Origin of the sequence: Alloalcanivorax sp. C16-1, from assembly GCF_046507805.1 — a bacterium.
Lineage (GTDB): Bacteria > Pseudomonadota > Gammaproteobacteria > Pseudomonadales > Alcanivoracaceae > Alloalcanivorax.
The window spans coordinates 164,247-189,369 of record NZ_JBKFTK010000001.1; the positions used below are offsets into that span (position 1 = coordinate 164,247).

Genomic DNA, 25,123 nt, shown 5'->3' on the forward strand with positions numbered 1-25,123 from the left:
GATGAAGGGCCCGGCTTGTAGCTTGAGGTTTGCAGCTTGTAGCCGGCGCCCAAGCGCCGTAAATTGCGCGCCATGGACCCTTCATCGCGCAGCCAACCCTATTCCGTCAGCCGCTTGAACCTGGAAGCCCAGGGCCTGCTGGAGGGCAGCTTTCCCTTGATCTGGCTTCAGGGGGAGCTGTCCAATCTGGCGCGGCCCCGTTCCGGGCATCTGTATTTCAGCCTCAAGGACGACCGGGCCCAGGTTAGCGGGGCCATGTTTCGGAATCGTAACAGCCTGCTGCGGTTCCAGCCCCGGGACGGGCAGCAGGTGCTGGTGCGGGCGCGCATCACCCTGTACGTGCCCCGGGGCGGTTTCCAGATCATCGTCGAGCACATGGAAGAAGCCGGTGAAGGGGCCCTGCGGGCGCAGTTCGACGCGCTCAAGGCGAAGCTCGAGTCCGAGGGGCTGTTCGCCCAGGAACGTAAGCGCCCACTTCCCGCCTGGCCCAGGCAGATCGGGGTGATCACCAGCCCCAGCGGGGCGGCGATCCGCGACATTTTGCATGTGCTGCAGCGGCGCGCGCCGGGGATTCCGGTGCTGATCTTCCCCACCCCGGTGCAGGGCGCCGAGGCACCGGCGCAGATCCGCGCCGCCCTGGAGCGGGCCACCGCGCGGGGCGATTGCGATGTGCTGGTGCTGGGGCGCGGCGGCGGCAGCCTGGAGGATCTGTGGGCGTTCAACGATGAGGCCCTGGTGCGGGCGGTGGCGGCCAGCCCGGTGCCGGTGATCAGCGCCGTGGGCCACGAGGTGGACGTGTCGCTCACCGATTTCGCGGCGGACGTGCGCGCGCCCACGCCGTCGGCGGCGGCGGAGCTGATCAGCCCGGACGGCGAGGCGCTGTTGCAGCGCCTGCGGGTGCTGGCGCGCCGCCAGCGCCACAGCATGGGCGTGGCCTTGAAGAGCCAGCGCCAGCGGCTGGACGGGCTGACCCGGCGCCTGCAGGTGCGCCACCCGGAGCGGCAGCTGGAGCAGACCCGGCAGCTGGTGGACGAGCAGCAGGCGCGGATGGCCCGGGCCCTGAGCCATAAGCTGACGTTATTGCAGAGCCGCTGGCGGCCCCTGGACGTGCGCCTGCGCCAGCAGTCGCCGGCCCAGCAGGTGGCCCGCCAGGCCCAGCGGCTGGCGGAGTTGCGCCGGCGGCTGCCGGTGCCGCTCTCCCATCAGCAGCGCCATCTGGCCCAGCGCCTCTCCGGCCTGGGCCATCGGCTCAACACCGCCAGCCCCCTGGCCACCCTGGACCGGGGCTATTCGCTGACGCTGGTGGACGGCGAGCCGCTGCGCTCGGTGGAGCACCTTAAAGAGGGCCAGACCGTGGAAACGCGGCTGGCCAAGGGCGCCTTCGAAGCCACCGTTACCCGCGTCAAACCGCCGGAGTAAGCCGGCGCGCACGCGGGCGCGGCTCAGGCCGCCGGCAGAAAGCGGCTGAGCAGGTTGGCCAGCAGGTGGCGGCGGAACGGTTTGGCCAGGTGGGCGTCCATGCCGGCGGCCAGGCAGCGCTGGCGCTCCTCGAACATGGCGTTGGCGGTGAGCGCCACGATCGGCACCGGGTCGCGGCCATTCTCCCGCTCCCGGCGGCGCAGGGCCCGGGTCGCTTCCAGGCCGTCCATCACCGGCATCTGCACGTCCATCAGGATGCAGTCGAAGCGCTCCTCCCCGGCCCGGGACAGGGCGCTGGCGCCGTCGCCGGCGGTGGCCACGTCCAGGCCCAGGTGTTCCAGCATGCGCCGGGCCACCAGCCGGTTCACTTCGTTGTCCTCCACCAGCAGCACCCGCCCGCGCAGGCGGTCCACCGCCACCGGCGCCGGTTTGGCGCCGGTATCCGCAGCCGGCCGGGTACGCAGGCGCAGGCTCAGGGTGAAGCAGCTGCCCTCCCCCGCCGCGCTGATCAGGGTCAGGTCGCCGCCCAGGATCTGCGCCAGCCGGCGGGCGATCACCAGGCCCAGGCCGGTGCCGCCGTGGCGCCGGGACGGTGACGAGTCGAGCTGGGAGAATGCCTGGAACAGGCGGTCGCGCTGGTCATCGCCGATGCCGATGCCGGTGTCGCGCACGTCGATGGCCAGGTCGATGGTGTGTTCCTGCTGGTACATGACGCTGGCCTGCACGCGGATGCCGCCCTGGTCGGTGAACTTCACCGCGTTGGAGATCAGGTTGCTGAGGATCTGCCGCAGGCGCACCGGGTCCGAGCACACTTCCAGGCCGGCCAGGCAGGCGGCGCCTTCCAGGCGCAGGTAGAGGCCCTTCTCCCGGGCCAGATAGCGGAACGTATTGACGCAGTTGTTGAGCACCGGCAGCGGGTCGAAGAAGGTCTGCTCCACTTCCATGCGGCCGGCTTCGATGCGCGAGAAGTCGAGGATGTCGTTGATCACTTCCAGCAGGTGGCCGGTGGATTCCAGGGCAGCCTGGGTGTACTCGCGCTGCTCGTTGTCCTGGGAGGTGGTTTCCAGCAGCTGCAGCATGCCCAGCACGCCGTTCATGGGGGTGCGCAGTTCGTGGCTCATCATCGCCAGGAAGTCGCTCTTGGCCTGGCTGGCCTGTTCCGCCTGGCGGTGGGCGTCGCGCAGGTCGGCGATGGCCTTTTGCTGGTTATGGCGGGCGCGCTCCAGGCCGTCCGCCAGGTCGTTGATGTTGGTTTGCAGGTCGCCCATTTCGCCGTCCAGACGGCGGTCGCCCCGGGCCTGGTAGTCGCCGCCGCGGATCACCCGCACCAGCCGGGTCAGGTGCACCAGCGGCTCGGCGATGGCGCGGGCCAGGTAGCGGGCGCTGAGCAGCCCGACCAGCACCGCGAACAGCGCCGGCAGCAGGCTGGCCAGCAGAATTTCCTTCTGGCGGGCCAGGATGCGGCCCCGGGACAGGCCCAGCACCACCTCGCCGATGCGGTCCGGCTCGGCGCCGGTGGCGGCCTCGCCGGTGAACAGCACCGGCTGCCGGTAGATGCCGGCGCGGAACTCCAGCACCTCGCCGTCGCCGGCGCCCTCCCCGGCGCTGAGCAGCAGCTCGCCGTCCCGGTCGAGGAACTTTACCCGGCGCACGTCCGGGCGCTCCAGCACCATGCGCGCCTGGCGGCCCAGGTCCGAGGCGTTGCCGGAGAGCACCCCGTATTCGGCGCTGGCGGCCAGTTGCTGGGCCAGGAAGCCGCCCAGCTGGCGCACCTCCTTGTCGGCGTCCTGAAAACGCTGCCAGGTCAGCGCCACCAGCACCAGGACCAGCATGATCAGCGCCGGGATCACGCCCAGCCACTGCAGCTGGCGGCGAATGCCGCTGCGGGTCTTCATGACGAAACGCTCATGGGTCGGTCTCCAGACGGCGCTCCAGACGGGCCCCCGGCGCGACCTTCAGGTCGTAGGCGCGGGCCACGTAATCGTTGATCTCCAGGCCGTAGTGGCCGGCGAAATCCGGTGCCGGCCATTCGCCGGTGGCGCGCCATCGGCTCAGCCAATCCAGGGCGGCCCGGGCCAGGCCGTCACTGCCCGGCGTGGCGCTGGCGACGCTGCCGGCGTGCACGTAATCGGCGCCAGGGCCGAACACCGGCACCCGCTGGCGGTAACTGGTGAGCAGCACCAGCCGGGCGGTGCCGGGGCCGAACAGCACCGGGTCGTCGGGCAGCAGCAGCGCGTCCCAGTCCGGCAGATGGCGGCGCAGCAGGGGCCCCAGCCGTTGCGGCGGGTCCACCTCCACCACGTCCAGCAGCAGCCCCACCGGGGCCGCCAGCGGCGCCCGCCAGGCGCTGTCCGGGCCGAGCATCACGCCCACCCGGCGGGCGCCGGGCATCAGGTCGCGGAGCACCGCCAGTTGCGCGGCCAGCGGCACCCCGGCGCGCACCGCCGAGCAGCGGCAGTCCGGCGACACCTGCTCGCGTATCCGGGCGGCGCCGATGCCCAGGCCCAGCACCGGGCCGTGGCCGGGGGCCGCCAGGGCGGCGCGGAAGGCGGCATCGCCCAGGGCCAGGGTCACGTCGGCGCGCTGCTCCGTGAGCCGTATGCGCTCGCCGCCGTGGACGCGCAGGCGGGCGGCGAGGGCCTCGCTGACCGGCCCGGCGACGGCCCGCAAGCGCACGCTGACCGGCTCCACCGGCCCGGTCGGGTCGGCGGCCGCCGGCCCCGTCAGCGCGCCCAGCACCGCCAGCAGCACCGGCACCGCCAGCCATCTGGCCGGGCGCAACAGCACGGCCGCCGGCCCGTGGCGGGGCCGGCGCGGGCGTCGTCCTGTGCGGGCTGTCGCGTCCTTCATGCCGGTTCCTTCCCGGGCCCCATGCCCGGGCTCGCTGTCAGAAGTTCACGGTGACCGTGAGCCAGTAGCGTGGATCGTCCTGATACCGGTTTTCCTCGAACACCACGGGTTCGTCGTTCAGAGGGTGCTGCAATAGCAGGCGCCATTCCAGTTCCGTGCCGGCCAGGCGCTGGCGCCGGCCGATCTGCGCGTCGATCCGTTCAAAGGGGTAATCGTTGTAATCCCGCGCCAGGTGGTAGGCGGTGGACCACCACCAGCCGCCGCCCAAGCGCCAGTACCAGAGCGCCCCGGCGCTGTCGCGGGCGGCGAACCGCTGCTCGGCGCCCTGCTCGGTGTCGGTGTGAATGTGGGCCCCGGTGAGGCGCAGCAGGTGGCGGGCGGCGGGCCGCCAGCTCAGTTGCGCCTCGGTGCCCCGGTGGCGCACCTCGCCGTCATTGGTCGGTTCGAAGTTGAACGGGTTGAGCGCGCCGCTCACCAGGTCCCAGAGCTCTTCCTGGAAATAGCGCACGTCCAGCTCCACCGCGCCCAGGGTGCCGGCGGTGAAGCGCCCGTAGTAGCCCAGTTCCCGGGAGCGGATGCGCTCCGGCTTGAGGGTGCCCGGGCTCTGTTGGTTAACGAAGAAGTAGGCCGGCGACCAGCCCAGCAGTGCTTCCCGGTCGGCGTAGCTGCCGGGCAGATCGTGGATCGCCAGGTTGATGTTGGCCTGGTCTTCGTAAATGTCCGGGGTACGCAGGGCGCGGGCGTAGACCGCGCGCAGGGTGTGGCCGGGCAGCACCTCCCAGTTGACGCCGGCGCGGGGGCTGAAGTGCTCGCCGCTGATGTCGTCGTGCTCCCAGAAACCGCCCAGGTTCACGGTCACCGGAGGCAGCGGTTTCAGGGCCAGGTTGGCGAACAGCCGGCGGCTCACGTTCTCCGCGGTGCCGGATACGAACGCCTGGGACTCACCCCGGTCGTGGCGCACGTTGATGCCGGCCACCAGCCGCACCCACTCGCTGAACTGCAAGGTGTCCTGGATCTCCAGGTCGTAGCGGGTTTCGCTCACGTCCAGCCAGGCGGTGCCGCAGAACGGTTCGCCGCCGTTGGCCAGCAGCGTGGCGTAGCGGTTCTGGATGGCCGGGTCGGCGGCGGCGGTGGCCAGGGTCTGGCCGATGTCCCCGCCGTTGGCCAGGAAGTGGTCGCGCAGTTCCTTGGAGTAGAACAGGCCGCCGCCGGGCCCGGGGTTGCCGGTGAGCGGGTCGAAATAGCACAGGTCCAGGTTGGTGTCTTCGTCGTTGTGCTGGGCGTAGAAGCTGACCTTGAGCTGGTGGCGGGAGGAGAACTGGCGCTGCCAGTCCAGCCCCACGAACACCCGGTCGGCGCGCTCCACGCTCTCGTCGGTGTACTCGCCCAGTTCCTGCAGGCCGCTTTCATAGGGGCGGTCGAGGCGGGTGCGGCTGCCGCCGGCGTGAAAGGTCAGGGAATCCCGGGGGCCCGGCTCCCACACCGCCCGGCCATTGACGCTGGTGACGTGCTTGCGGTCGCCGGTGTCCAGGGGCGGCAGGTCGGCGTCGTAGCCGTCGTCGCGCAGGTCGTTGACGCTGAGTCGCCAGGCGCCGCCATCGAACTGGTGGCTGGCGGCCACGCGGGCGTCGCGGATGCCGTTGTTGCCGGCGCGCAGGCGCGCCTGCTGGCCCTCCACGTCGCGGGGGTCTCGGGTGATGATGTTGATGACGCCGGTGAAGGCGTTGGCGCCGTAGGCGGCGGAGGCCGGGCCGCGCGTTACCTCGATGCGCTCCACGTCCTCCAGGGCCACCGGAATGGCGTTCCAATTGACCCGGGCAAAGCCCGGCTGGTAGACGCTGCGGCCGTCCAGCAGCACCAGCATGCGGCGCTGATCGCGGGCCTGGGTGCCGTGGTAGGCCACCGAGGGCAGGTTGCCGTCGGTCTTGGCCACGCTCATGCCCGGCACCAGGCGCATCACTTCATAGAGTTCGCGGGCGCCGCTGGCGAGGATCAGTTCCCGGTCGATGACGGTGACGCTGGCGGGGACTTCGGAAATGGGCTGATCCAGGCGCGCCGGGGTCAGCACCCGGGGCACCGGGCCCGTTGTGTCGTCGAATTGCCCCCAGGCCGGCGCCGCCGACATTCCCAGTGCCAGCAGCGCGCATCCCCCAATGCGTTTCACGAAGCCCCCCAGACCGGTGGTCTACTTCTTCACATGCTTCATCATGCGGCGTTTGCGTTTGATTTGCCGTTCGGTGAGCGCGTTCTTGCGGCCCTCGAACGGGTTGTCGCCGGATTTCAGTTCCAGCCGGATCGGCGATCCTTCGATTTTTAACAGCTCCCGGAAGCGGTTTTCCAGATAACGCTGGTAGCTGTTCGGTAACGAGTCGGTGCGGTTGCCGTGGATCACCACCGTGGGCGGGTTGGAGCCCCCCAGGTGCGCATAGCGCAGCTTGGCCCGGAAGCGGCCGTTGCGCGGCGGCGGGTGCGACCCGGTGATGTCTTCCAGCATGCGGGTCAGGGCGTTGCTGCCCAGCTTGATGAAGGCGGAGTCCCAGGCCCGCTCGACGAAGGCGAACAGGTCGCCCACGCCGGTGCCGTGCAGCGCCGAGATGTAATGCACTTTGACCCAGGGCGCGAAGTGCAGGCGCCGCCCCACTTCCCGCTTGACCCAGTCCTTGTGGTCGCTTTCCAGGTTGTCCCATTTGTTGACCGCCACCACCAGGGCGCGGCCGGCCTCGATGGTGTAGCCGATCAGGTGCAGGTCCTGGTCGGTGATGCCGTCGCGAGCGTCCACCACCAGCACCACCACCTGGGCCGCTTCCACCGCCTGCAGGGCCTTGATCACGGAGAACTTTTCCACCGTCTCGTGGACCTTGCCCCGGCGGCGGATGCCGGCGGTGTCGATCAGCACGTAGTCGCGGGCCTCACCGCCGTCCCGGGGCTGGCGGGTGAACGGCACCTCGATGCTGTCGCGGGTGGTGCCGGCGTGGTCGTAGACGATGACCCGCTCCTCGCCGAGGATGCGGTTGATCAGCGTGGACTTGCCCACGTTGGGGCGGCCCAGCACCGCCACGCGCACGGTGTCCGGGTCTTCCGGGGCGGCGTCGCTGTCTTCCGCCTCGGGGAAATCCTTGAGCACCGCGTCCATCATGGCGCGCACGCCGCGGCCGTGGGCGGCGGCGATCGGGAACAGGTCGGTGAGGCCGAGGGCGTAGAAGTCCGCCATGGCGGTTTCCGGGTCCAGGCCGTCGGTCTTGTTGACCGCCAGGAACACCGGCTTGGGCAGCTTGCGCAGGGCGGTGGCCACCTGTTCATCGGCGGCGGTGAGGCCGGCGCGGCCGTCCACCAGGAACAGCACCACATCGGCCTCGCCCACGGCCTGCAGGGCCTGGTCGGTCATCGGCCGGTCGATGCCTTCCTCGCTTTCGCCGATGCCGCCGGTGTCCACCACGGTATAGGGACGCTCGCCCAGCTTGCCGTCGCCGTACTGGCGGTCCCGGGTGAGGCCCGGAAAGTCCGCCACGATGGCGTCGCGGGTGCGGGTCAGGCGGTTAAAGAGGGTGGACTTGCCCACATTGGGTCGGCCCACCAGGGCGATCACGGGTTTCATTCAGGCTCAGTCCCGCTCTTCGATACGGTAGGCGGCGACTTTGCCGTCGGCGCTCAGCGCGTAGAGCACGTCGTCGTAGACCACCGGGGTATCGGCGAAGCCGTCCCGGTTGTCCCGGTAACGGGCCACCAGCTCGCCGGTTTCGCTGTCCATCCAGTGCAGGTAACCCTCGAAGTCACCCACCACCACCAGGCCGTTCTGCACGGCGGTGCCGGTGAGGCGCCGGCCGTAGAGCTTGTCCTGCTGCCACAGGAAGGTGCCGCTGCGCTGCTCGGCGCCGCGCACCAGGCCCTCGCTGTCGGCCACGAACACGGTGGACAGGTAGGAACTGATTTCCTGATGGGTGGAGATGTCCTTGGCCCAGTAGGGGCGGCCATTCTCCCAGTCGAGCACCGCCAGCTTGCCCTGGAAGGTGGCGGTGAACACGCCGCCGTTTTCCACCAGCAGGCTGGAGTCCACGTCCACCAGACGGTCCAGTTCGGAGCGGCCGGTGGGCTCGGCCACCCGCCGTTCCCACAGCGGCGCGCCGGTTTCCAGTTCGATGGCGGCCACCTTGCCGCTGGCGAAGCCGGCATAGACCCGGCCGCTTTCGATCACCGGCTGGGTGCCGCCCAGCAGGGTCAGGTTGGGCACCGTGGTTTCGTAGTCCCAGCGCTGCTCGCCGGTTTCCGCGTCCAGGGCCAGCACATGGCCGTCGATGGTCTGGAAGATCGCCAGCAGGCCGTCGCTGGTGGGCGGCGCCAGCACTTCGCTGCTGACCCGGCTGCGCCACAGCTCGTCGCCGGATTCCGCGTCCAGGGCCACCGCCTCGCCTTCGCGGGTGCCGTACAGCACCTGGCCGTAGCCGGCGTAGAGGCCGCCGGAGATGCGGTCCTCGGTTTTGGTGCGCCACTGGCGTTTGCCGTTTTCCCGGTTAAAGGCGTAGACCCGGCCGTGGATGTCGGCGGCGAACACGCGCTGGGCGGTCACCGCCGGGCGCAGCTTCATGGCGGTCTCGTCCACGCCGTCACCGGCGCCGGAGCGCCACAGGCGGTCCACGTCGAAGCGCTTGTCGAAGTCCGGCAGCGGGTTGGGCTCGATGGCGTTGGGGTTGCTGGCGCAACCGGCCAGCGCCATCACGCAGAGAAGCACGGCGGCCGCGGGGGTGGAGAAGGAATATTTCACGAATACGGACTCACGATTGCGACTTGAGATCGTCGAGTTTCATTTGTACGCGGTCCCGGCCGGCCCCTTCGTCCAGGGCCTCCAGGGCGTCGCCGTAGGCGGCGCGGGCCGCGTCCCAGTTTTCCCGGGCGCTGGCGATGTCCCCCTTCAACTCCAGCGCCTGGCCTTGCCAGGCCTCCGGGAAGGTGCGCGAAATCTGCTCGTTCGCGGCATCCAGATCCCCCTGCGCCACCTGTACCCGCGCCAGGCGCAGGCGGGCGGTGTATTCCAGTTCACGGGTGGCGGCGTTGTCGGCCACCTCGCCGAGCTGGTCGGCGGCGGCGTTCAGGTCACCGGCGTCCACCGCCAGCTTGGCCAGAGCCAGGCGGGCGTAATCGGCGTAGGCCGTGCCTTGGTAGTCGTCCATCAGGGTGGCGGCGGCGCCGCGCGCCTGCTCGGCGTTGCCGGCGGCCATCGCCTGCATCATGGTTTCATAGTGCACCGAGGCCTTGCCGGATTCGCCGGCGCTGTGCTCCTGCCACTGGCGCCAGCCCAGCAGGGCGCCCACCGCCAGCACGATCACGATGACCGTGGCGATGCCGTATTTCTGCCACCACTCCTTGATGCGTTCGGCCTGTTCTTCTTCGTCGCGAATGTAATCGACCACCCCGGATTCTCCTTAGTACCCTTCGTGCAGACGGGCGGCCAGCCAATCGGCCACCTCGTTCTGGTTAAGTTGCTGTTGCTCGTCTTGCTCGCGCAACGGTTTGACCGTCACCTGACCGGCGGCCACTTCGTCCTCGCCCAGGATCAGGGCGTAACGGGCGCCGCTGCGGTCCGCTTTCTTCATCTGACTCTTGAAGCCGCCGCCACCGCAGTGGCACTGGATGCCAACGCCCGGCAGCGCATCCCGCAGGCGTTCGGCCAGGGTCAGCGCCTGGGCCTGCACGTCCCCCATGGCGGTAATATAGATCGCCACCGGGCCGGGCAGTTCCTGGCCCTGTTTTTCCAGCAGCAGCACCAGCCGTTCCAGGCCCATGCCGAAGCCCACCGCCGGGGTGGGTTTGCCGCCCAATTGCTGCACCAGGCCGTCGTAGCGACCGCCGGCGCACACCGTGCCCTGGGCGCCCAGCGCGTCGGTGGTCCACTCAAACACGGTTCGCCCGTAGTAATCCAGCCCGCGCACCAGGTTGGGGTTGATCACGTAGTCGACGCCGGCGGCTTCCAGCAGCGCCTTGAGCTGCTCGAAGTGATCGCGGGCGGCGTCGCCCAGGTGATCGGCCAGCCGTGGCGCGTCCTGCAGCACCTCGCGGGTGCCCGGGTCCTTGCTGTCCAGCACCCGCAGCGGGTTGCGCTCCAGGCGGTTCTTGGAGTCCTCGTCCAGGCGCTCGCGGTGCTCGCGCAGAAACGCCACCAGGGCGTCCCGGTAGCGGGCCCGGTCGTCCGGGTCGCCCAGGGTGTTCAGTTCCAGGGTGACCTGATCGCTCAGCCCCAGGTCCTTCCACAGGCGGGCGGTGAGCAGGATCACCTCGGCGTCGATGTCCGGGCCTTCCATGCCGAAGGTTTCCACGCCGATCTGGTGGAACTGGCGGTAGCGGCCGGCCTGGGGGCGCTCGTGGCGGAACATGGGGCCGGTGTACCAGAGACGCTGGGTCTGGTTGTACAGCAGGCCGTGTTCCTGGGCGGCGCGCACGCAGCCGGCGGTGCCTTCCGGGCGCAGGGTCAGGCTGTCGCCGCTGCGGTCCTCGAAGGTGTACATCTCCTTCTCGACGATGTCGGTGACCTCGCCGATGCCGCGGGCGAACAGCTCGGTGCGCTCCACGATGGGCATGCGGATTTCCCGGTACCCATAGGCCGCCAGCACCGTGCGGGCGCGCTGTTCCAGCCATTGCCAGAGCGGGGTCTGCTCGGGCAATACGTCGTTCATGCCGCGTACCGACGCGATCTTCTTGCTCACCGGTGCTCCTTGTTCCAATACGATTATTCGCTGCGCGCGATGATGCCCTTGGCCTCGTCCTCGCGCATCTTTTCCACCTTGGCGCGCACCATCCGCTCCAGCTCGTCCACCAGGTTTTCGGAGGTGATGTGGTGGCTTTTCTTGCCCTCCGAGTAGGACAGGTTGTTGGGGGTGCCGCCGGTGAGGCCGATGTCCGCCTCGCGGGCTTCGCCGGGGCCGTTCACCAGGCAGCCGATCACCGCCAGGTCCACCGACTCGTTGATGTCCTCCAGGCGCGCTTCCAGCTCGTTGACCGTGTCGATCACGTTGAAGTTCTGCCGGGAGCAGCTGGGGCAGGCGATGATGTTGACGCCCTTCTTGCGCAGATTGAGGCTCTTGAGGATGTCGAAGCCGACGCGGATTTCCTCCACCGGGTCGGTGGCCAGGGAAATGCGGATGGTGTCGCCGATGCCTTCCATCAGCAGGCCACCCAGGGCCACCGCGGACTTCACCGTGCCGGAGCGGAAGGTGCCGGCCTCGGTCACACCCAGATGCAGGGGCTGCTCCAGCTGGCTGGCCAGTTTGCGGTAGGCCTGCAGGGTCATGAATACATTGGAGGCCTTGACGCTGACCTTGAAGTCCTGGAAGTCGTAGCGGTCCAGAATCTCGGCGTGGCGCAGGGCGGATTCCACCAGGGCGTCGCTGGTGGGCTCACCGTATTTGCGCTGCAGTTCCTTCTCCAGGGAGCCGGCGTTGACGCCGATGCGGATCGGCACGCCGTGGTCCCGGGCGGATTCGATCACCGCGCGCACCCGGTCCTCGCGGCCGATGTTGCCGGGGTTGATGCGCAGGCAGTCGGCGCCTTCGTCGGCCACCTTGAGGGCGATCTTGTAGTCGTAATGAATGTCGGCCACCAGCGGCACCGACACCTGGCGTTTGATGTTGCCAAAGGCCTCGGCGGCCTCCATGGTCGGCACCGAGACCCGCACGATGTCCGCGCCCACCTCTTCGAGCCGGCGGATCTGGCCCACGGTGGCGTCCACGTCACAGGTGTCGGTGTTGGTCATGCTCTGCACCGAGATCGGCGCATCACCGCCCACCGGCACCTTGCCGACGTGGATCTGGCGCGATTTGCGACGCTGAATGGACAGTTCCGGTTCCATAACCTGCTTCCTGAAACGTTCGAGCTGTATGAAGTATGGGCGCCGTGGCCGGCAGAACTCTAGGGCAAGGTAACGCGGACCACGTCGCCGGAGCGCTGGCTGGGCAGGGACACGGACTCGCCGTTGATGGACAGGGCGGAGACCGCGGCGGCGTCGCCCACGGTCAGGCGAAACGGGGCCTCGCCTTCCAGGTTCAGGGTGTCGCCGGCGTTGCGCTGGCCCTGGCTGAGGGTGGCGCCGGCGGCGTCCACCACGCGTACCCAGCAGACCCGGGAAAAGGACAGGCTGATGCTGTCCACGCCGTCGGCGGCCGGTTGCGCCGGGGCGCTCCGCTCGCCCTGGCCGGCGTCGGCCACGGCGGATTCGCTGCTGTTGCCGGGCCGCGCGGGCGCGGCGGCGGGCGGCGTCTGCGGGCCGGCATCGATCTCGGAAGCGGGGCCGGCGCCCTCGTCCCCGGAGGGCGTCAGGTTTTCATCCGCCGGCGCCATGGGCTCGGTGTCGTCGGGCAGCGCCGGGTCCGGATTGTCCGGGGCGGGTTCGCCAAACTGCCCGCTCGGCGGCGACAGTTCAGACGGCGACTCCACCGGCGCCGGCGTTTGCTCGCCCCGGGGCCACAGCCACCAGCCCACGGCCACCGCCAGTACCACCAGCAGGATCACCGCCAGCGGCAGCCGCCATTCACGACGGCGCGGCGAGTCTTCCAGGGCCTGCTGCTCCCGTTCGTGTTCCGCGTCGCGCTGCTGGTCCACTTCCTGCTGGAAGCGCCGCGCCAGTTCCTCGGCGGGCAGGCCCAGAAGGCGCGCGTAGTTGCGCAGGTAGCCCTTGATGAAGGTGGGCTCGGGGAGGCGGCTGTAGTCGTCGTCCTCCAGCGCCTTCAGATAGGACAGCGACAAGCGCAGTTGCTTGGACACCTCTTCCTGACTCAGGCCCTGCTCTTCACGGGCCCGGCGTACACGTTCACCGGGCAGCATGGCGGCGTTGTCCTCGCTCATTCGGCTCCCTCCTGCCCGGCGCGCCAGGCCCGCCAGAGGCGGACCTCGCGGCTACCCGGGTAGAGATTCTGCAGCGCCAGTTCATAGCTGGCCTGCTGGTCACGTTTGCCGAGGGCGGCGGCCAGGCGGATGCCCACCCACAGGGCCTCGGCGCTCTGCGGACGCACGCGCCGCTCGTAATCGCGGTAATAATCCCAGCCGATACGGGCACGGTCGTCCTGGTAATACAGCCGCGCCAGCTCCAGCAGCAACTGGCCGTTGCCCGGGTTCAGGCGCAGCGAACGGATATAGGCTTCACGGGCACGGTCCATTTCGCCCAGGGCCTTGTAGGCGGCGCCCATATTGTTGAAGGCGCTGGCGCGGCCCTCGTAGTTGGGGTCGTTGGCGGCGCGCTTGAACTTCTCCAGGGCTTCGTCGTAACGGCCCTGGGAGAACAGCAGGGTGCCGTAGTTGTTCAACGCCGGCGCGTAGTCGCGGTCCGCGGCCAGGGCCTTGCGGTAGTGGTGCTCTTCCTGCTTGGCGTCGCGCTCATAGTTGTAGAGCAGCGCCATGGCGTTGTGCGCCTGGGCGCTGTTGTCGTTCAGCGACAGGGCCCGGGAAAAATGGCGGCGCGCCTCGGAGGGGTTGCCCATCTGCAGGTACTTCATGCCGGCGGCCACCCGGGTGGCCACCGCCTCGTCCACGTTCACTTCGTTGGGGTTGCCGCCCTCGGTGACCGTCACGCAGCCGGCCATCAGGCCGAACAGGCCGGCCAGGAGAACAGTGAGGACGAACTGTCGAAGCGTAGGGCTCATTGCGCGGGCGCTGCGTTGCTGTCCGGTTGCTCGGTGCGATGGAAGATGGACGCTTGCCAGCGTTCACTGCGGCGGGTGCGGTCCTTGACCTCGCCCACCAGCTGGCCGCAGGCGGCGTCGATGTCGTCGCCGCGGGTGGTGCGCACCGTGGTAAGCACGCCATTGTCGTTCAGGAATTTGTGGAATGCCAGAATGTCCGCTTTGCGCGAGCGCTCATAGCCGGCATGGGGAAACGGGTTGAAGGGAATCAGGTTCACCTTCACCGGGATGCCCTTGAGCAGCTTGACCAGCTGGCGGGCGTGTTCCGGTTTGTCGTTCACATCGCGCAGCATCACGTATTCCATGGTGATGGTGTTGTGGCGATGGGTAATGGCGTCACTGTAGCGCTTGCAGGCGGCCATCAGGTCGGCCAGCGGGTACTTGCGGTTGAGCGGCACCAGCTGGTTGCGCAGCTCGTCGTTGGGGGCGTGCAGGCTCACCGCCAGGGACACGTCCAGGTCGCGGCTGAGCTGGTCGATCCTGGGCACCACGCCGGAGGTGGAGAGGGTGATGCGGCGCTTGCTGATGCCGTAGCCCAGGTCGTCGCGCATGATGCGCATGGCGGACAGCACCGGCTCGTAGTTCAGCATCGGCTCGCCCATGCCCATCATCACCACGTTGGTGATCGGGTCCTCGCCCAGATTCTTGCGCGGACCGAAGGCGCGGCTGGCCTGCCACACCTGGCCGATGATCTCGGCGCTGGTCATGTCGCGCTGGAAGCCCTGCTTGCCGGTGGAGCAGAAACTGCAGTCCACCGCGCAGCCCACCTGGGAGGAGACGCACAGGGTGCCGCGGCGACCGTCGGGAATGAACACGGTCTCCACGGCGCCGCCGTTGTCCGCCTCGAACACCCATTTGCGGGTGCCGTCCCGGGAGATGCCCTCGTGGAGCACCTTGGGGCCGCGGATCTCGGCCACCCGGGCCAGCTTCTCGCGCAAGGCCTTGCCCACGTCGGTCATTTGCTCGAAGTCGTCCGCCTGGTGATGGTGGATCCACTTGAGCACCTGCTGGGCACGGAATTTCTTCTCCCCCATGGCCAGGAAGAATTCTTCCATTTGCGGCCGGGTGAGTCCGAGCAGATTGACCTTTTCGGTTTGCACCGCATCCCCGACTTGGGAATCGCGGTCGGCCTCGTGGGCAGTCATTGGCTTACCTCCAGGGAATGACCGGGCACTCAGCGAGTGCGCGGGCAGAGTTCCTCGTCGGCGAAGAAGTAGTCCACCTCGCGGGCGGCGGATTCGGTGGAATCAGAACCATGGACAGCGTTTTCGTCGATGGTTTCCGCGAAATCGGCGCGAATGGTACCGGCTTCCGCGTCCTTGGGGTTGGTGGCGCCCATCAGATCACGGTTTTTCTTCACCGCGTCCTCGCCTTCCAGCACCTGCACGGTCACCGGGCCGCTGGTCATGAAGGCCACCAGGTCGCCGAAGAACGGACGCTCTTTGTGCTCGGCGTAGAAGCCTTCGGCCTGTTCGCGGCTCAGGTGCAGCATCTTCAGGGCCACGACCTTGAGGCCGGCTTTCTCGAAACGGCCCAGGATCTCGCCGATCGCGTTCTTGGCCACGGCATCAGGCTTGATAATAGAGAGGGTACGCTCAACAGCCATCTGTCTGATCACTCCAGAATTGCATAGGTCTTTGGGGTCTTTGAAGCCGGCGGATTATACGCACGCGGGGCGAATTATGATACCGTTGGCGCCCCTTATGGCCGGCGATGACGGTCGGATTCCCCCTCGGCGCCTTATCCTCTATAATACCTGAGTAATTTACTCTGGTATTCCGTCCGTGAAGACCGGTATTTCGCAACGATGAGCCCGTGACTATGAGCAGCCAAGCCGAACTCGACAATTCCGAACTGGACCGTGTCATCCGTTCCGAGTACGAGGCGGGGTTCACCACCCTGGTGGAGTCCGACACCCTGCCCCCGGGTCTCAATGAAGACGTCATCCGCGTTATCTCCGCCAAGAAGGATGAGCCGGAATGGCTGCTGGAATGGCGCCTGGAAGCCTACCGCCACTGGCAGACCATGCAGGAGCCGAACTGGGCCCACGTGCAGTACCCGCCGGTGGATTTGAACGCGATCTCCTACTATTCCGCGCCGAAAAGCATGGAAGATCGTCCGAAAAGCCTGGATGAGGTGGACCCGGAACTGCTCGACACCTATAAAAAGCTGGGCATTCCCCTGCACGAGCAGGAAATGCTCGCCGGGGTGGCGGTGGACGCGGTGTTCGACTCGGTGTCCGTGGGCACCACCTTCAAGGCGAAGCTGGCCGAGGCCGGGGTGATCTTCTGCTCGATCTCCGAGGCGGTGCAGGAGCACCCGGAGCTGGTGCGCGAGTACCTGGGCTCGGTGGTGCCCAAGGGCGACAACTATTTCGCCGGCCTCAATTCCGCGGTGTTCACCGACGGCTCTTTTGTTTACATCCCCAAGGGCGTGCGCTGCCCCATGGAGCTGTCCACCTACTTCCGCATCAACGAGGCCAACACCGGCCAGTTCGAGCGCACCCTGATCGTCGCCGACGAGGGCAGCTATGTGAGCTACCTGGAAGGCTGCACCGCGCCCCAGCGCGACGAGAACCAGCTGCACGCGGCGGTGGTCGAGCTGGTGGCCCTGCCCGGCGCCGAGATCAAGTATTCCACGGTGCAGAACTGGTACCCGGGCGATAAGGACGGCAAGGGCGGCATCTACAACTTCGTGACCAAGCGCGGCGTCGCCCACGACCACGCCAAGATCAGCTGGACCCAGGTGGAAACCGGCTCCGCGATCACCTGGAAGTACCCGTCGGTGGTGCTGCGCGGCGACCATTCCGTGGGCGAGTTCTACTCGGTGGCGCTGACCCGCCACGCCCAGCAGGCGGACACCGGCACCAAGATGATCCATCTGGGCCGCAACACCAAGAGCACCATCGTTTCCAAGGGCATCTCGGCGGGCAAGAGCTCCAACGCCTATCGGGGCCTGGTACGCATGGGGCCGCGGGCGGAGAACGCGCGCAACTTCACCCAGTGCGATTCGCTGCTGCTGGGCGACCGCTGCGGCGCGCACACCTTCCCCTACATCGAATCCAAGCACCCCAGCGCCACCATCGAGCACGAGGCCACCACCTCCAAGGTGAGTGACGACCAGCTGTTCCTGTGCCGCCAGCGCGGCATCGACCCGGAGAAGGCGATCTCCATGATCGTCAACGGCTTCTGTAAGGAAGTGTTCAAGGAACTGCCCATGGAGTTCGCGGTGGAAGCCGGCAAGTTGCTGGAAGTGAGCCTGGAAGGGGCGGTGGGCTGAGCCACCGTCGAACCCGATTTGAATCTGAATGAATTGTCTGGAAGTCGATTAATGCTGGAAATTCGCGATCTGCACGCCTCCGTGGCCGGCCAACCGATCCTCAAGGGCCTAAACCTCACCGTTAAACCCGGCGAGGTGCACGCCATCATGGGCCCCAACGGCTCCGGCAAGTCCACCCTGGCCAATGTGCTGGCCGGGCGCGACAACTACGAGATCACCGGCGGCGAAGCGCTGTTCGACGGCAAGAGCCTGGCGGACCTGGAACCGGAAGAGCGGGCGCAGCTGGGCCTGTTCCTGGCGTTCCAGTACCCGGTGGAAATCCCCGGTGTCTCCAATATGGAATTCCTGAAAGCCGCCCTGGAAGCGACCCGGGCGGCCCAGGGCAAGGAAGAGTGGGATTCGGTGACCCTGCTGCGCAAGGCCCGCGAGGCCTGCAAACAGGTGGACCTGGACCCGCAGTTCCTCAAGCGCGGCGTCAACGAGGGCTTCTCCGGCGGCGAGAAAAAGCGCAACGAAATCATGCAGATGCTGCTGATGGAGCCGAAGCTGGCGCTGCTGGATGAAACCGACTCCGGCCTGGACATCGACGCCCTGCAAACCGTGGCCAAGGGGGTCAACTCCCTGCGCGGCCCGGAGCGCGGCATCGTGCTGGTGACCCACTACCAGCGCCTGCTGGACTACATCGTGCCGGACTATGTGCACGTGCTCTCCGGCGGCAAGATCATCAAATCCGGCGGCAAGGAACTGGCCCTGGAGCTGGAGCAGCACGGCTACGGCTGGCTGACCGGCGGCCAGAACGGCGCGCAAAGCGACAAAGAGGACCGCACGGCATGAGTGGCGAAACCGCCCTGAACCTGCCCGAGGACCTGAAAACCCGGGCCCTGCAGAACGCCCGCCAGGCAACGCCGGCGGAAGCGCTGGCGCCCCTGCGCCAGGACGCCCTGGCCGCCCTGGAAGGCGCCGCCTTCCCCGGTCGCAAGACCGAGGCCTGGAAATACACCTCCCTGTACCCACTCACCGACGGCCATCTGGCGGCCCGCGCCGAGGGCGCCGCGCCGGCGGACCTGCCGGCGCTGAGCGACTACCGGCTGGTGATCGTCAACGGTCGCCTGGACGAAACCCACACCGCCCTGCCCGAGGGCGTGACCCTGGGCCGGTCGGCGCGCCACCTGGAGGGCCTGACCACGCCGTTCGCCTTCTACAACGGCGCCGCCCTGGACGACGCGGTGACCCTGGACGTGGCCGCCAACGCCGACGTGGCGGCACCGATCCAGGTGCTGCACGTGGCCGCCGGCGACGCCCCCTCGCACTGCAACGTGCGCCTGGAAGTGAACCTGGGCACCGGCAGCCGCCTGACCCTGATCGAGCAGTACCTGGCCCGGGGCCCGGTGCTGACCAACGCGGTCACCGCCATTCAGGCCGCCGACAATGCCCACCTGACCCATTACCGGCTGCAGGCCGACGCCGGCGACAGCCTGCACATCGGCACCCTGCTGTTCCAGCAGAGCGGCGTCAGCCGCATCGACAGCTACCAGCTGATGGCCGGCAACCGGCTGCGCCGCAACGACGTGCGCGCCTTCCTGGACAAGAGCGGCGCCGAGCTGAACATGCAGGGCGTGTTCGTGGCCCGCGACCGCAGCCACATCGACAACCAGCTGTGCGTGGAGCACCGGGTGCCGGACTGCACCTCCAACCAGGTCTACCGGGGCCTGGCCGGCGAAAAAGGCCGGGCGGTGCTGAACGGCCGCATCCATATCCACCCGGGCGCCAAGGGCACCCTGGCGGAGCTGAGCAACAAAAACCTGCTGCTCAACGCCGGCGCCGAGATCGACACCAAGCCGGAACTGGAAATCTACAACGACGACGTCAAGTGCGCCCACGGCGCCACCGTCGGCCAGCTCGACGCCCTGCAGCAGTTCTATCTGCAGTCCCGTGGCATCAACGCCGCCGAGGCCAAGCGCATGCTGAGCCTGGGCTTCGTCAACGAGCTGATCATGGGCCTGCCGGACCAGGCGGTGGCCGACTGGGCCCAGCCGTGGCTGGCCACCGAGCTGGGCGGCCGCCCGGGCGCCGACGAGGAGGCCGCATGAGCTTCGATGTACAGGCCCTGCGCGCGCAGTTCCCGATCCTCGAACAGGAGGTGAACGGCAAACCGCTGGTGTACCTGGACAACGCCGCCACCACCCAGAAGCCGCGCCAGGTGATCGATGCCGTGCGCGACTACTACGAAGGCAGCAACAGCAATGTGCACCGCGCCGCCCATTACCTGAGCGACAAGGCCACCAGCGCCTTCGAGGCGGCCCGGGCCACCGTGGCGGAGTTCGTCAACGCCGCCCGCGAGGAAATCATCTGGACCAAGGGCACCACCGAAGGCATCAACCTGGTGGCCCAGTGCCACGGCCGCGAGCAGCTCAAGCCCGGCGACGAGGTGCTGATCACCGCCCTGGAACACCACGCCAACATCGTGCCCTGGCAGCAGGCCTGCGAGCGCACCGGCGCCACCCTCAAGGTGGTGCCCCTGCGTGAGGACGGCAGCGTCGACGACGAGGCCTTTTACCGGCTGCTGGGCGAGCGCACCCGCATCGTCGCCGTGTCCCATGTGTCCAACAGCCTGGGCACCGTGAACCCGGTGGCGGACTGGCTGAGCGCGGCCCGCGACGTGGGCGCCGTGACCCTAGTGGACGGCGCCCAGGCGGTGGGCCATTTCCCGGTGGACGTGCAGGCCCTGGGCTGCGATTTCTACGCCTTCTCCGCCCACAAGCTGTTCGGTCCCACCGGCATCGGCGCCCTGTACGGCCGCCGCGAGCGGCTCGACGCCATGCCGCCCTATCAGACCGGCGGCGAGATGATCGAGACGGTGAGCTTCGAGAAGAGCACCTGGAACCAGCTGCCCTACAAGTTCGAGCCGGGCACCCCCAATATCGCCGGGGTGATCGGCTTCGGCATCGCCGTGGGCTGGCTGCAACAGCAGGACCGCGCCGCCCTGGCGGCCCACGAAAACGCCCTGCTGGCCGCCGCCACCGAGCAGGCACAAGCGTTCGACGGCTTGAAAATCATCGGCAACGCCGCCACCAAGGTCGGTGTATTGTCCTTTCTGCTGGACGGCGCCCACCCGGCGGACGTGGGCACCCTGCTCGACCAGCAGGGCGTGGCGGTGCGCACCGGCCACCATTGCTGCATGCCACTGATGGACGGTCTGGGTATTCCCGGCACCGTGCGCGCGTCGTTTTCGATCTACAATACGCTGGAAGAGGTGGACAGCCTGTTCCGCGCATTGGAGAAGGTTCGCACTTTTTTGTAGGACGCCTTTCTGGAGGCAAACCATGACGGTACAGACATTCGTACCCGGCCAGGCCGAGATTCATCTGACCCCGGCCGCCCGTGACCAGGCCCGTCGCGAGATCGCCCGCGCCAGCGCCGGCGGCATCCGTCTGGACCTGGATGAGTCGGGCTGCTCCGGCTATATGTACGAGCTCAACTTCGTCGAACAACCGGAAGACGGCGACCGCCGTTTCGAGGTGGACGGCGTGGTGCTGTACGTGCCGGAAAAATGGCTGGCCATGCTCAATGGCCTGCAAATCGATTATGTGAAGGAAGGCGTCAACAGCCTGTTCAAGTTCCGCAACCCCAACGCCACCGGCGAATGCGGCTGCGGCGAGAGCTTCACCGTCGAAGATATGGACGAGGTTTGATTTGAACATCCCTTCCGGGGGCCGTGCCACCGAGCAGCGCACCGTGGTGGTGAGCCGCGACGTGCCCGCGCGCCTGGTGCCGGACGGCACCCGCATCACCATTCACAAGAACAGTTTCGTCAACCTGCGCCAGGCCCTGGGCGGCACCTACACGGTGACCCTGAACGGCAATATGGCGCGCATCGACGGCACCGACGCCGACGCCATCGGCCAGACCCCGCTGGAGCTGGATTTCGAGGCGCCGGAAGAAGACGGCTCGGTGCGCGACGCAGACCTGAAGCAGGTGCTGGGCACCATCTTCGACCCGGAGATTCCGGTGAATATCGTCGACCTGGGCCTGGTGTACGGCTGCGACGTGATCCGCCGTTCTCTCGATTCGGGGGAAACGAAAAACGTAGTCCAGGTACGCATGACCCTCACCGCCCCCAACTGCGGCATGGGCCCGGTGCTGGTGGGCGACGTGGAGGACCGGCTGGCCAAGGTGCCGAACGTGGACGCGGTGGAAGTAGCGCTGATCTTCGATCCGCCCTGGAGCCGCGACATGATGACCGAGGAAGCCCAGCTCGAGCTGGGGCTGTTTTAAGGAGCCTGATTCCCTTGTCCGATTTCGATATCCGCGCCATCAAACTGGGCCGCGACGTGACCGCTGAGGACATCCGCGAGGACCTGGAATTCCTGGACGACTGGGAAGAGCGCTACCGCTACATCATCGATCTGGGCAAGCAGCTGCCGGCGATGCCCGAGGCACTGCGCACCGAGGACCGTTTCGTGCGCGGCTGCCAGAGCCAGGTGTGGCTGGTCACCGACTACGACGCGGACAGCGACACCCTGTATCTGGCGGTGGAATCCGACGCCCTGATCGTGCGCGGCCTGGGGGCGATCGTCGTCACCGCTCTCAACGGCAAGACGCCGAAGCAAGTGGCCGACTACGACATGGACGCCTTCTTCGAGCGCATCGATCTGCTGCGCCACCTGAGCCCCACCCGGGGCAACGGCCTGCTGTCCATGGTCGGCCGCGTCAAGCAGGAGGCCGCCACTCTGGCGGCTTGACACCCTGGCGGCCTGACGCCCTCGTTCAGGCGCGGCTGCGCGCCGCGTCCCGCAGCCGGGTGACCACGCCCACCACATCCTCGCCGGCCCGGTCGATGCCGGCCTCGTCGGTGAACCGCCCCACGGAGAACCGCAGCGCGCTCTGCGCCAATTCATCGCTGAGCCCCATGGCCTTGAGCACATAGGACGGCTCCAGGGAGGCGGAGGTGCAGGCGGAGCCGGTGGACACCGCCGCCTCGGTGAGCGCGGTGAGCAGCATCTCGCCGTCCACGCCCTCGAACGCCACATTGAGATGGCCCGCCAGACGGGGGGCCTCGCCGCCGTTCAGATGCACGCCGGGCAGCGCGCGCAGATGCGCCCACAACCGATCCCGCAGGGCGCCCAGGCGCGCCTGTTCCGCGTCGCGATCCGCCATCGCCAGGGCCAGGGCTTCGCCCAGGCCGACGATCTGATGGGTGGGCAGGGTGCCGGAGCGCATATTGCGCTCGTGGCCGCCGCCGTGGATCTGCGAGGCCACGCGCACGTCGGGGTGCCGGCGCACGTAAAGCGCCCCCACCCCTTTCGGGCCGTAGATTTTGTGGGCGCACAGGGACACCAGATCCACCGGCAGCGCGCGCACGTCCAGCGGCAGCTTGCCGGCGCTCTGCGCCGCGTCGGTGTGGAACAGCGCACCGTGCTCACGGCACAGGGCACCGATGGTGGCGATGTCGTTGATCACCCCGGTTTCGTTGTTGGCGTGCATGATCGACACCAGCACGGTGTCGTCCCGCAACGCGCCGGCCACCTGCGCCGGGTCGATGCGCCCGTCGGCGCCGGGCGTCAGCCAGGTGACCGTGGCCAGCCCTTTCCGCTCCAGCCAGGCGCAGGGGTCCAACACCGCCTTGTGCTCGGTGACGGAGGTGATGATATGGCCGCCGCCCTTTTGCTCCAGCACGCCCTTGATGGCCAGGTTATTGGCCTCGGTGGCGCCGCTGGTCCAGACGATTTCGCGGGGGTCGGCGTTGAGGGCATCGGCCACCTGGCGGCGGGCATTTTCCACCGCCTCCTCCGCCAGCCAGCCGTACAGATGGCTGCGCGAGGCCGGGTTGCCGAAGTTGGCGTCCGGCCCCAGACAGGCCGTCATCGCCGCCACCACCCGGGGGTCCACCGGGGTGGTGGCGGCGTAATCCAGATAAACCGCTTGCGACATGATGGGAAGACTTCGTAGGTCGGGTTAAAGAGTGCTCACCGGGACCCGGTTCTGGTGGGCATCCTGCCGCTGGGCCACCGAACGCACTTCATGACGCGCCACCAGTTCACCCAGGGTGATGCCGGCCAGAAAATCCTGAATCTGGTCGGAGAGGTCGCACCACAGGTGATGGGTCAGGCAGATGTTGCCCTCCTGGCAGTCGCCCTGCCCGCCACAGCGGGTGGCGTCCACGGACTCATCCACGGCGGCGATCACCGCCGCCACATCGATCTCCTCACTGTCCCGGCTGAGGCGGTAGCCGCCCCCGGGCCCGCGCACGCTGGTCACCAGCTGGCGCCGGCGCAGCTTGGCGAACAGCTGCTCCAGGTAGGAAATGGAAATGCCCTGGCGTTCGGAGATGTCCGCCAGGGAGACGGGCCCGGCTTCCGCGTGCAGTGCCAGATCCAGCATCGCGGTCACCGCATAGCGGCCTTTGGTGGTCAGACGCATACCCACACCTTTGGTACGTGATTAACGCGATAGAGTAGTGAAAACCGACTAAATCGGTCAAGTATTACCGACACGATAATTGATAATCATTATCAAGTAAAACACGAATGTACAAGAAATGGACGCCCGAACCCCGCCGGGGGTTCCCCGCCTTGACAGGCGCGGGACGCTCGCGGACAATTCGCGGCCTCTGTGGCAAGGTAGCTCAGCTGGTTAGAGCACAGCACTCATAATGCTGGGGTCGGCGGTTCAAGTCCGCCCCTTGCTACCACAACATGGAAAGGCCGCCTCCGGGCGGCCTTTTTCGTTTGCGGCGCCGCGTTCCCACCAACTCGGCCGACCCTGCTCTTTATGTGCTGGGCTCAGCGCAGGGTGGCCTGCCCGTTCAAGTCCGCCCCTTGCTACCACTCTTCACGAAGGCCCTTCAGGGTACCGTGCCGGAGGGCGGCGAATGCTCGCCGAGGACCTGACCGTTGACCGTCTTGCCGTACTGGCCCTGGTGCTTGTGGAACCGCTCCGCGGTGTCCTGGACCGAGCCGGTGAAGCGCGGGTCCTGGGGGCGTTCGTGGCTGTTGATGAACAGCGCCACGTCCCAGGCCTGCTGGTCGGTGAGGTTCGGTTTGCCCAGCGGCATGGCCGCTTTGATAAAGGCGGCCGCCGTGTTGATGCGGTGCATGCCGGCGCCCCAGTTGTAGGAGCGCGGGCCCCACAGGGGCGGGAAACCCGGCGCCCCGCCGGCGGCCTTCTGGCCCTGGCCGTCGTCGCCATGGCAGAGGGCACAGTGCTCCTGGAACACGGTTTCTCCGCGCGCGAAGGAGGGCGGCTCCGGCGGGTCGCCCACGTCCGGGTAACCACGCACGTCCGGCGCCTCGCCGGTGGGCATGCCCTTGGCCAGCCAGAACGAGTAGGCCTGCAGGGCCTGGATCACCTCGCCGTCCCGGGGCGGCGCTTTGCCGTTCATGCTGTAGGTGAAACAGCCCTGCAGGCGCTCGGCGAAATCGTTGACGTGTTGGTTCTTGCTTCGATAGGCGGGGTACATGGGCCAGGCGCTGCGCAGCGAGGCGGTCTTGTCGTATCGGCCGGCGTCGAAATGACAGTTCTGACAGCTCAGGTCGTTGCCCACCCAGTCGCTGGCGAATTGCCCCGGGTCGGCGAAGATGCGCTCGCCCTGGCGCACCAGTTCGCCGAACTCATTGTCCGGGATGGCGCTGCGCGGCGGCGCCGCCTTGGCTGGCGCCGCCGCCGGAGCAGCGGCCTGCCCGGATTCAGACGACGACGGCGAAGCCGATGACGCCGAAGCAGAGGGCCGTGGGGAGGAGGACACCGCCCCGGCCGCCGAAGCGGAATCGTCGGCCCGGGAAGAAGGGGCCGACTGGCCGGCGTAACGCTCCGCGTAATCCTCGGGCCCGCCGGTGAGCGCCATGGCGAGCAACCAGGCTCCGATGGCCAGCGCGGCGCAGCCCGCCATCACCATCAGCAAGGATCGGTTCATC

The 25,123-nt window shown here is 67.9% G+C and carries 23 protein-coding genes and 1 tRNA gene; 9 read left to right on the forward strand and 15 right to left on the reverse strand.

Annotated elements, in window-relative coordinates:
- Positions 1 to 72 precede the first annotated feature (72 nt).
- Positions 73 to 1,419 (forward strand): exodeoxyribonuclease VII large subunit, encoded by a 1,347-nt coding sequence (xseA, locus tag ACLD0W_RS00815; protein ID WP_410305625.1) that lies wholly within the window; start codon positions 73 to 75, stop codon positions 1,417 to 1,419.
- 23 nt (positions 1,420 to 1,442) lie between these two features.
- On the opposite strand, the gene ACLD0W_RS00820 is transcribed toward xseA, so the two are convergent.
- From ACLD0W_RS00820 to ndk, 12 genes are read right to left on the reverse strand one after another with little or no spacing between them, the layout of a single operon-like run.
- Positions 1,443 to 3,314 (reverse strand): ATP-binding protein, encoded by a 1,872-nt coding sequence (locus ACLD0W_RS00820; protein ID WP_410305626.1) that lies wholly within the window; start codon positions 3,312 to 3,314, stop codon positions 1,443 to 1,445.
- A 10-nt stretch (positions 3,315 to 3,324) separates the two neighbouring features.
- On the reverse strand, positions 3,325 to 4,269 hold the full coding sequence (locus ACLD0W_RS00825) for a hypothetical protein (RefSeq protein WP_410305627.1): 945 nt from the start codon (positions 4,267 to 4,269) through the stop codon (positions 3,325 to 3,327).
- Positions 4,270 to 4,306: 37 nt separating this feature from the next.
- Positions 4,307 to 6,433: a TonB-dependent receptor plug domain-containing protein gene (locus ACLD0W_RS00830; protein ID WP_410305628.1), complete on the reverse strand. Its 2,127-nt coding sequence runs from the start codon at positions 6,431 to 6,433 to the stop codon at positions 4,307 to 4,309.
- A gap of 21 nt (positions 6,434 to 6,454) precedes the next feature.
- A complete protein-coding gene (gene der / locus ACLD0W_RS00835) occupies positions 6,455 to 7,864 on the reverse strand; it encodes a ribosome biogenesis GTPase Der (RefSeq protein WP_410305629.1) in 1,410 nt (469 codons plus the stop codon).
- A gap of 6 nt (positions 7,865 to 7,870) precedes the next feature.
- Positions 7,871 to 9,028: an outer membrane protein assembly factor BamB gene (bamB, locus tag ACLD0W_RS00840; RefSeq protein ID WP_410305630.1), complete on the reverse strand. Its 1,158-nt coding sequence runs from the start codon at positions 9,026 to 9,028 to the stop codon at positions 7,871 to 7,873.
- A 10-nt stretch (positions 9,029 to 9,038) separates the two neighbouring features.
- Positions 9,039 to 9,674, reverse strand: coding sequence for a YfgM family protein (locus ACLD0W_RS00845; protein ID WP_410305631.1), 636 nt, complete (start codon positions 9,672 to 9,674; stop codon positions 9,039 to 9,041).
- Between the two features lie 12 nt (positions 9,675 to 9,686).
- On the reverse strand, positions 9,687 to 10,964 hold the full coding sequence (gene hisS / locus ACLD0W_RS00850) for a histidine--tRNA ligase (RefSeq protein ID WP_410305632.1): 1,278 nt from the start codon (positions 10,962 to 10,964) through the stop codon (positions 9,687 to 9,689).
- Between the two features lie 23 nt (positions 10,965 to 10,987).
- Entirely contained in the window at positions 10,988 to 12,106 is a 1,119-nt protein-coding gene (gene ispG, locus ACLD0W_RS00855; RefSeq protein ID WP_410305633.1) for a flavodoxin-dependent (E)-4-hydroxy-3-methylbut-2-enyl-diphosphate synthase, read from the reverse strand.
- A 59-nt stretch (positions 12,107 to 12,165) separates the two neighbouring features.
- Complete coding sequence (locus ACLD0W_RS00860; RefSeq protein WP_410305634.1) at positions 12,166 to 13,098, reverse strand: RodZ domain-containing protein; 933 nt, start codon at positions 13,096 to 13,098, stop codon at positions 12,166 to 12,168.
- Complete coding sequence (pilW, locus tag ACLD0W_RS00865; RefSeq protein ID WP_410305635.1) at positions 13,095 to 13,892, reverse strand: type IV pilus biogenesis/stability protein PilW; 798 nt, start codon at positions 13,890 to 13,892, stop codon at positions 13,095 to 13,097. The genes ACLD0W_RS00860 and pilW overlap by 4 nt, the downstream gene beginning before the upstream one ends.
- Positions 13,889 to 15,076 (reverse strand): 23S rRNA (adenine(2503)-C(2))-methyltransferase RlmN, encoded by a 1,188-nt coding sequence (gene rlmN, locus ACLD0W_RS00870; protein WP_410305636.1) that lies wholly within the window; start codon positions 15,074 to 15,076, stop codon positions 13,889 to 13,891. Before rlmN ends, pilW begins: the two co-directional genes overlap by 4 nt.
- A gap of 29 nt (positions 15,077 to 15,105) precedes the next feature.
- Positions 15,106 to 15,537 (reverse strand): nucleoside-diphosphate kinase, encoded by a 432-nt coding sequence (gene ndk / locus ACLD0W_RS00875; RefSeq protein ID WP_204427147.1) that lies wholly within the window; start codon positions 15,535 to 15,537, stop codon positions 15,106 to 15,108.
- A 215-nt stretch (positions 15,538 to 15,752) separates the two neighbouring features.
- Here ndk and sufB point away from each other — a divergent pair, with 215 nt between their 5' ends.
- The 7 genes from sufB to ACLD0W_RS00910 are packed head-to-tail and all read left to right on the forward strand — an operon-like array spanning position 15,753 to position 21,952.
- Positions 15,753 to 17,210 carry a Fe-S cluster assembly protein SufB gene (gene sufB, locus ACLD0W_RS00880; protein ID WP_410305637.1) on the forward strand — a complete coding sequence of 486 codons (1,458 nt, stop codon included), beginning with the start codon at positions 15,753 to 15,755 and terminating at the stop codon, positions 17,208 to 17,210.
- A 51-nt stretch (positions 17,211 to 17,261) separates the two neighbouring features.
- Positions 17,262 to 18,044: a Fe-S cluster assembly ATPase SufC gene (sufC, locus tag ACLD0W_RS00885; protein WP_410305638.1), complete on the forward strand. Its 783-nt coding sequence runs from the start codon at positions 17,262 to 17,264 to the stop codon at positions 18,042 to 18,044.
- The gene (sufD, locus tag ACLD0W_RS00890) at positions 18,041 to 19,300 is read left to right on the forward strand and encodes a Fe-S cluster assembly protein SufD (RefSeq protein ID WP_410305639.1); all 1,260 of its coding nucleotides are present in this window, start codon (positions 18,041 to 18,043) and stop codon (positions 19,298 to 19,300) included. The genes sufC and sufD overlap by 4 nt, the downstream gene beginning before the upstream one ends.
- Entirely contained in the window at positions 19,297 to 20,511 is a 1,215-nt protein-coding gene (locus tag ACLD0W_RS00895; protein WP_410305640.1) for an aminotransferase class V-fold PLP-dependent enzyme, read from the forward strand. Before sufD ends, ACLD0W_RS00895 begins: the two co-directional genes overlap by 4 nt.
- A 22-nt stretch (positions 20,512 to 20,533) precedes the next feature.
- Positions 20,534 to 20,902: a HesB/IscA family protein gene (locus ACLD0W_RS00900; protein WP_410305641.1), complete on the forward strand. Its 369-nt coding sequence runs from the start codon at positions 20,534 to 20,536 to the stop codon at positions 20,900 to 20,902.
- A 1-nt stretch (position 20,903) separates the two neighbouring features.
- Positions 20,904 to 21,485, forward strand: coding sequence for a putative Fe-S cluster assembly protein SufT (gene sufT, locus ACLD0W_RS00905; RefSeq protein ID WP_410305642.1), 582 nt, complete (start codon positions 20,904 to 20,906; stop codon positions 21,483 to 21,485).
- Between the two features lie 14 nt (positions 21,486 to 21,499).
- Positions 21,500 to 21,952 (forward strand): SufE family protein, encoded by a 453-nt coding sequence (locus ACLD0W_RS00910; RefSeq protein ID WP_410305643.1) that lies wholly within the window; start codon positions 21,500 to 21,502, stop codon positions 21,950 to 21,952.
- 25 nt (positions 21,953 to 21,977) lie between these two features.
- Here ACLD0W_RS00910 and ACLD0W_RS00915 read toward each other — a convergent pair whose 3' ends face one another.
- Together ACLD0W_RS00915 and iscR are read right to left on the reverse strand one after the other, a co-directional pair.
- Entirely contained in the window at positions 21,978 to 23,141 is a 1,164-nt protein-coding gene (locus tag ACLD0W_RS00915) for an IscS subfamily cysteine desulfurase (RefSeq protein WP_410305644.1), read from the reverse strand.
- Positions 23,142 to 23,165: 24 nt separating this feature from the next.
- Complete coding sequence (gene iscR / locus ACLD0W_RS00920; RefSeq protein WP_204427139.1) at positions 23,166 to 23,630, reverse strand: Fe-S cluster assembly transcriptional regulator IscR; 465 nt, start codon at positions 23,628 to 23,630, stop codon at positions 23,166 to 23,168.
- Between the two features lie 194 nt (positions 23,631 to 23,824).
- On the opposite strand from iscR, the gene ACLD0W_RS00925 reads away from it, so the two are divergent.
- Positions 23,825 to 23,901 (forward strand) — tRNA-Met (locus tag ACLD0W_RS00925).
- Between the two features lie 153 nt (positions 23,902 to 24,054).
- On the opposite strand, the gene ACLD0W_RS00930 is transcribed toward ACLD0W_RS00925, so the two are convergent.
- Positions 24,055 to 25,122, reverse strand: a complete 1,068-nt coding sequence (locus ACLD0W_RS00930; RefSeq protein WP_410305645.1) for a c-type cytochrome — start codon at positions 25,120 to 25,122, stop codon at positions 24,055 to 24,057.
- Position 25,123 lies beyond the last annotated feature (1 nt).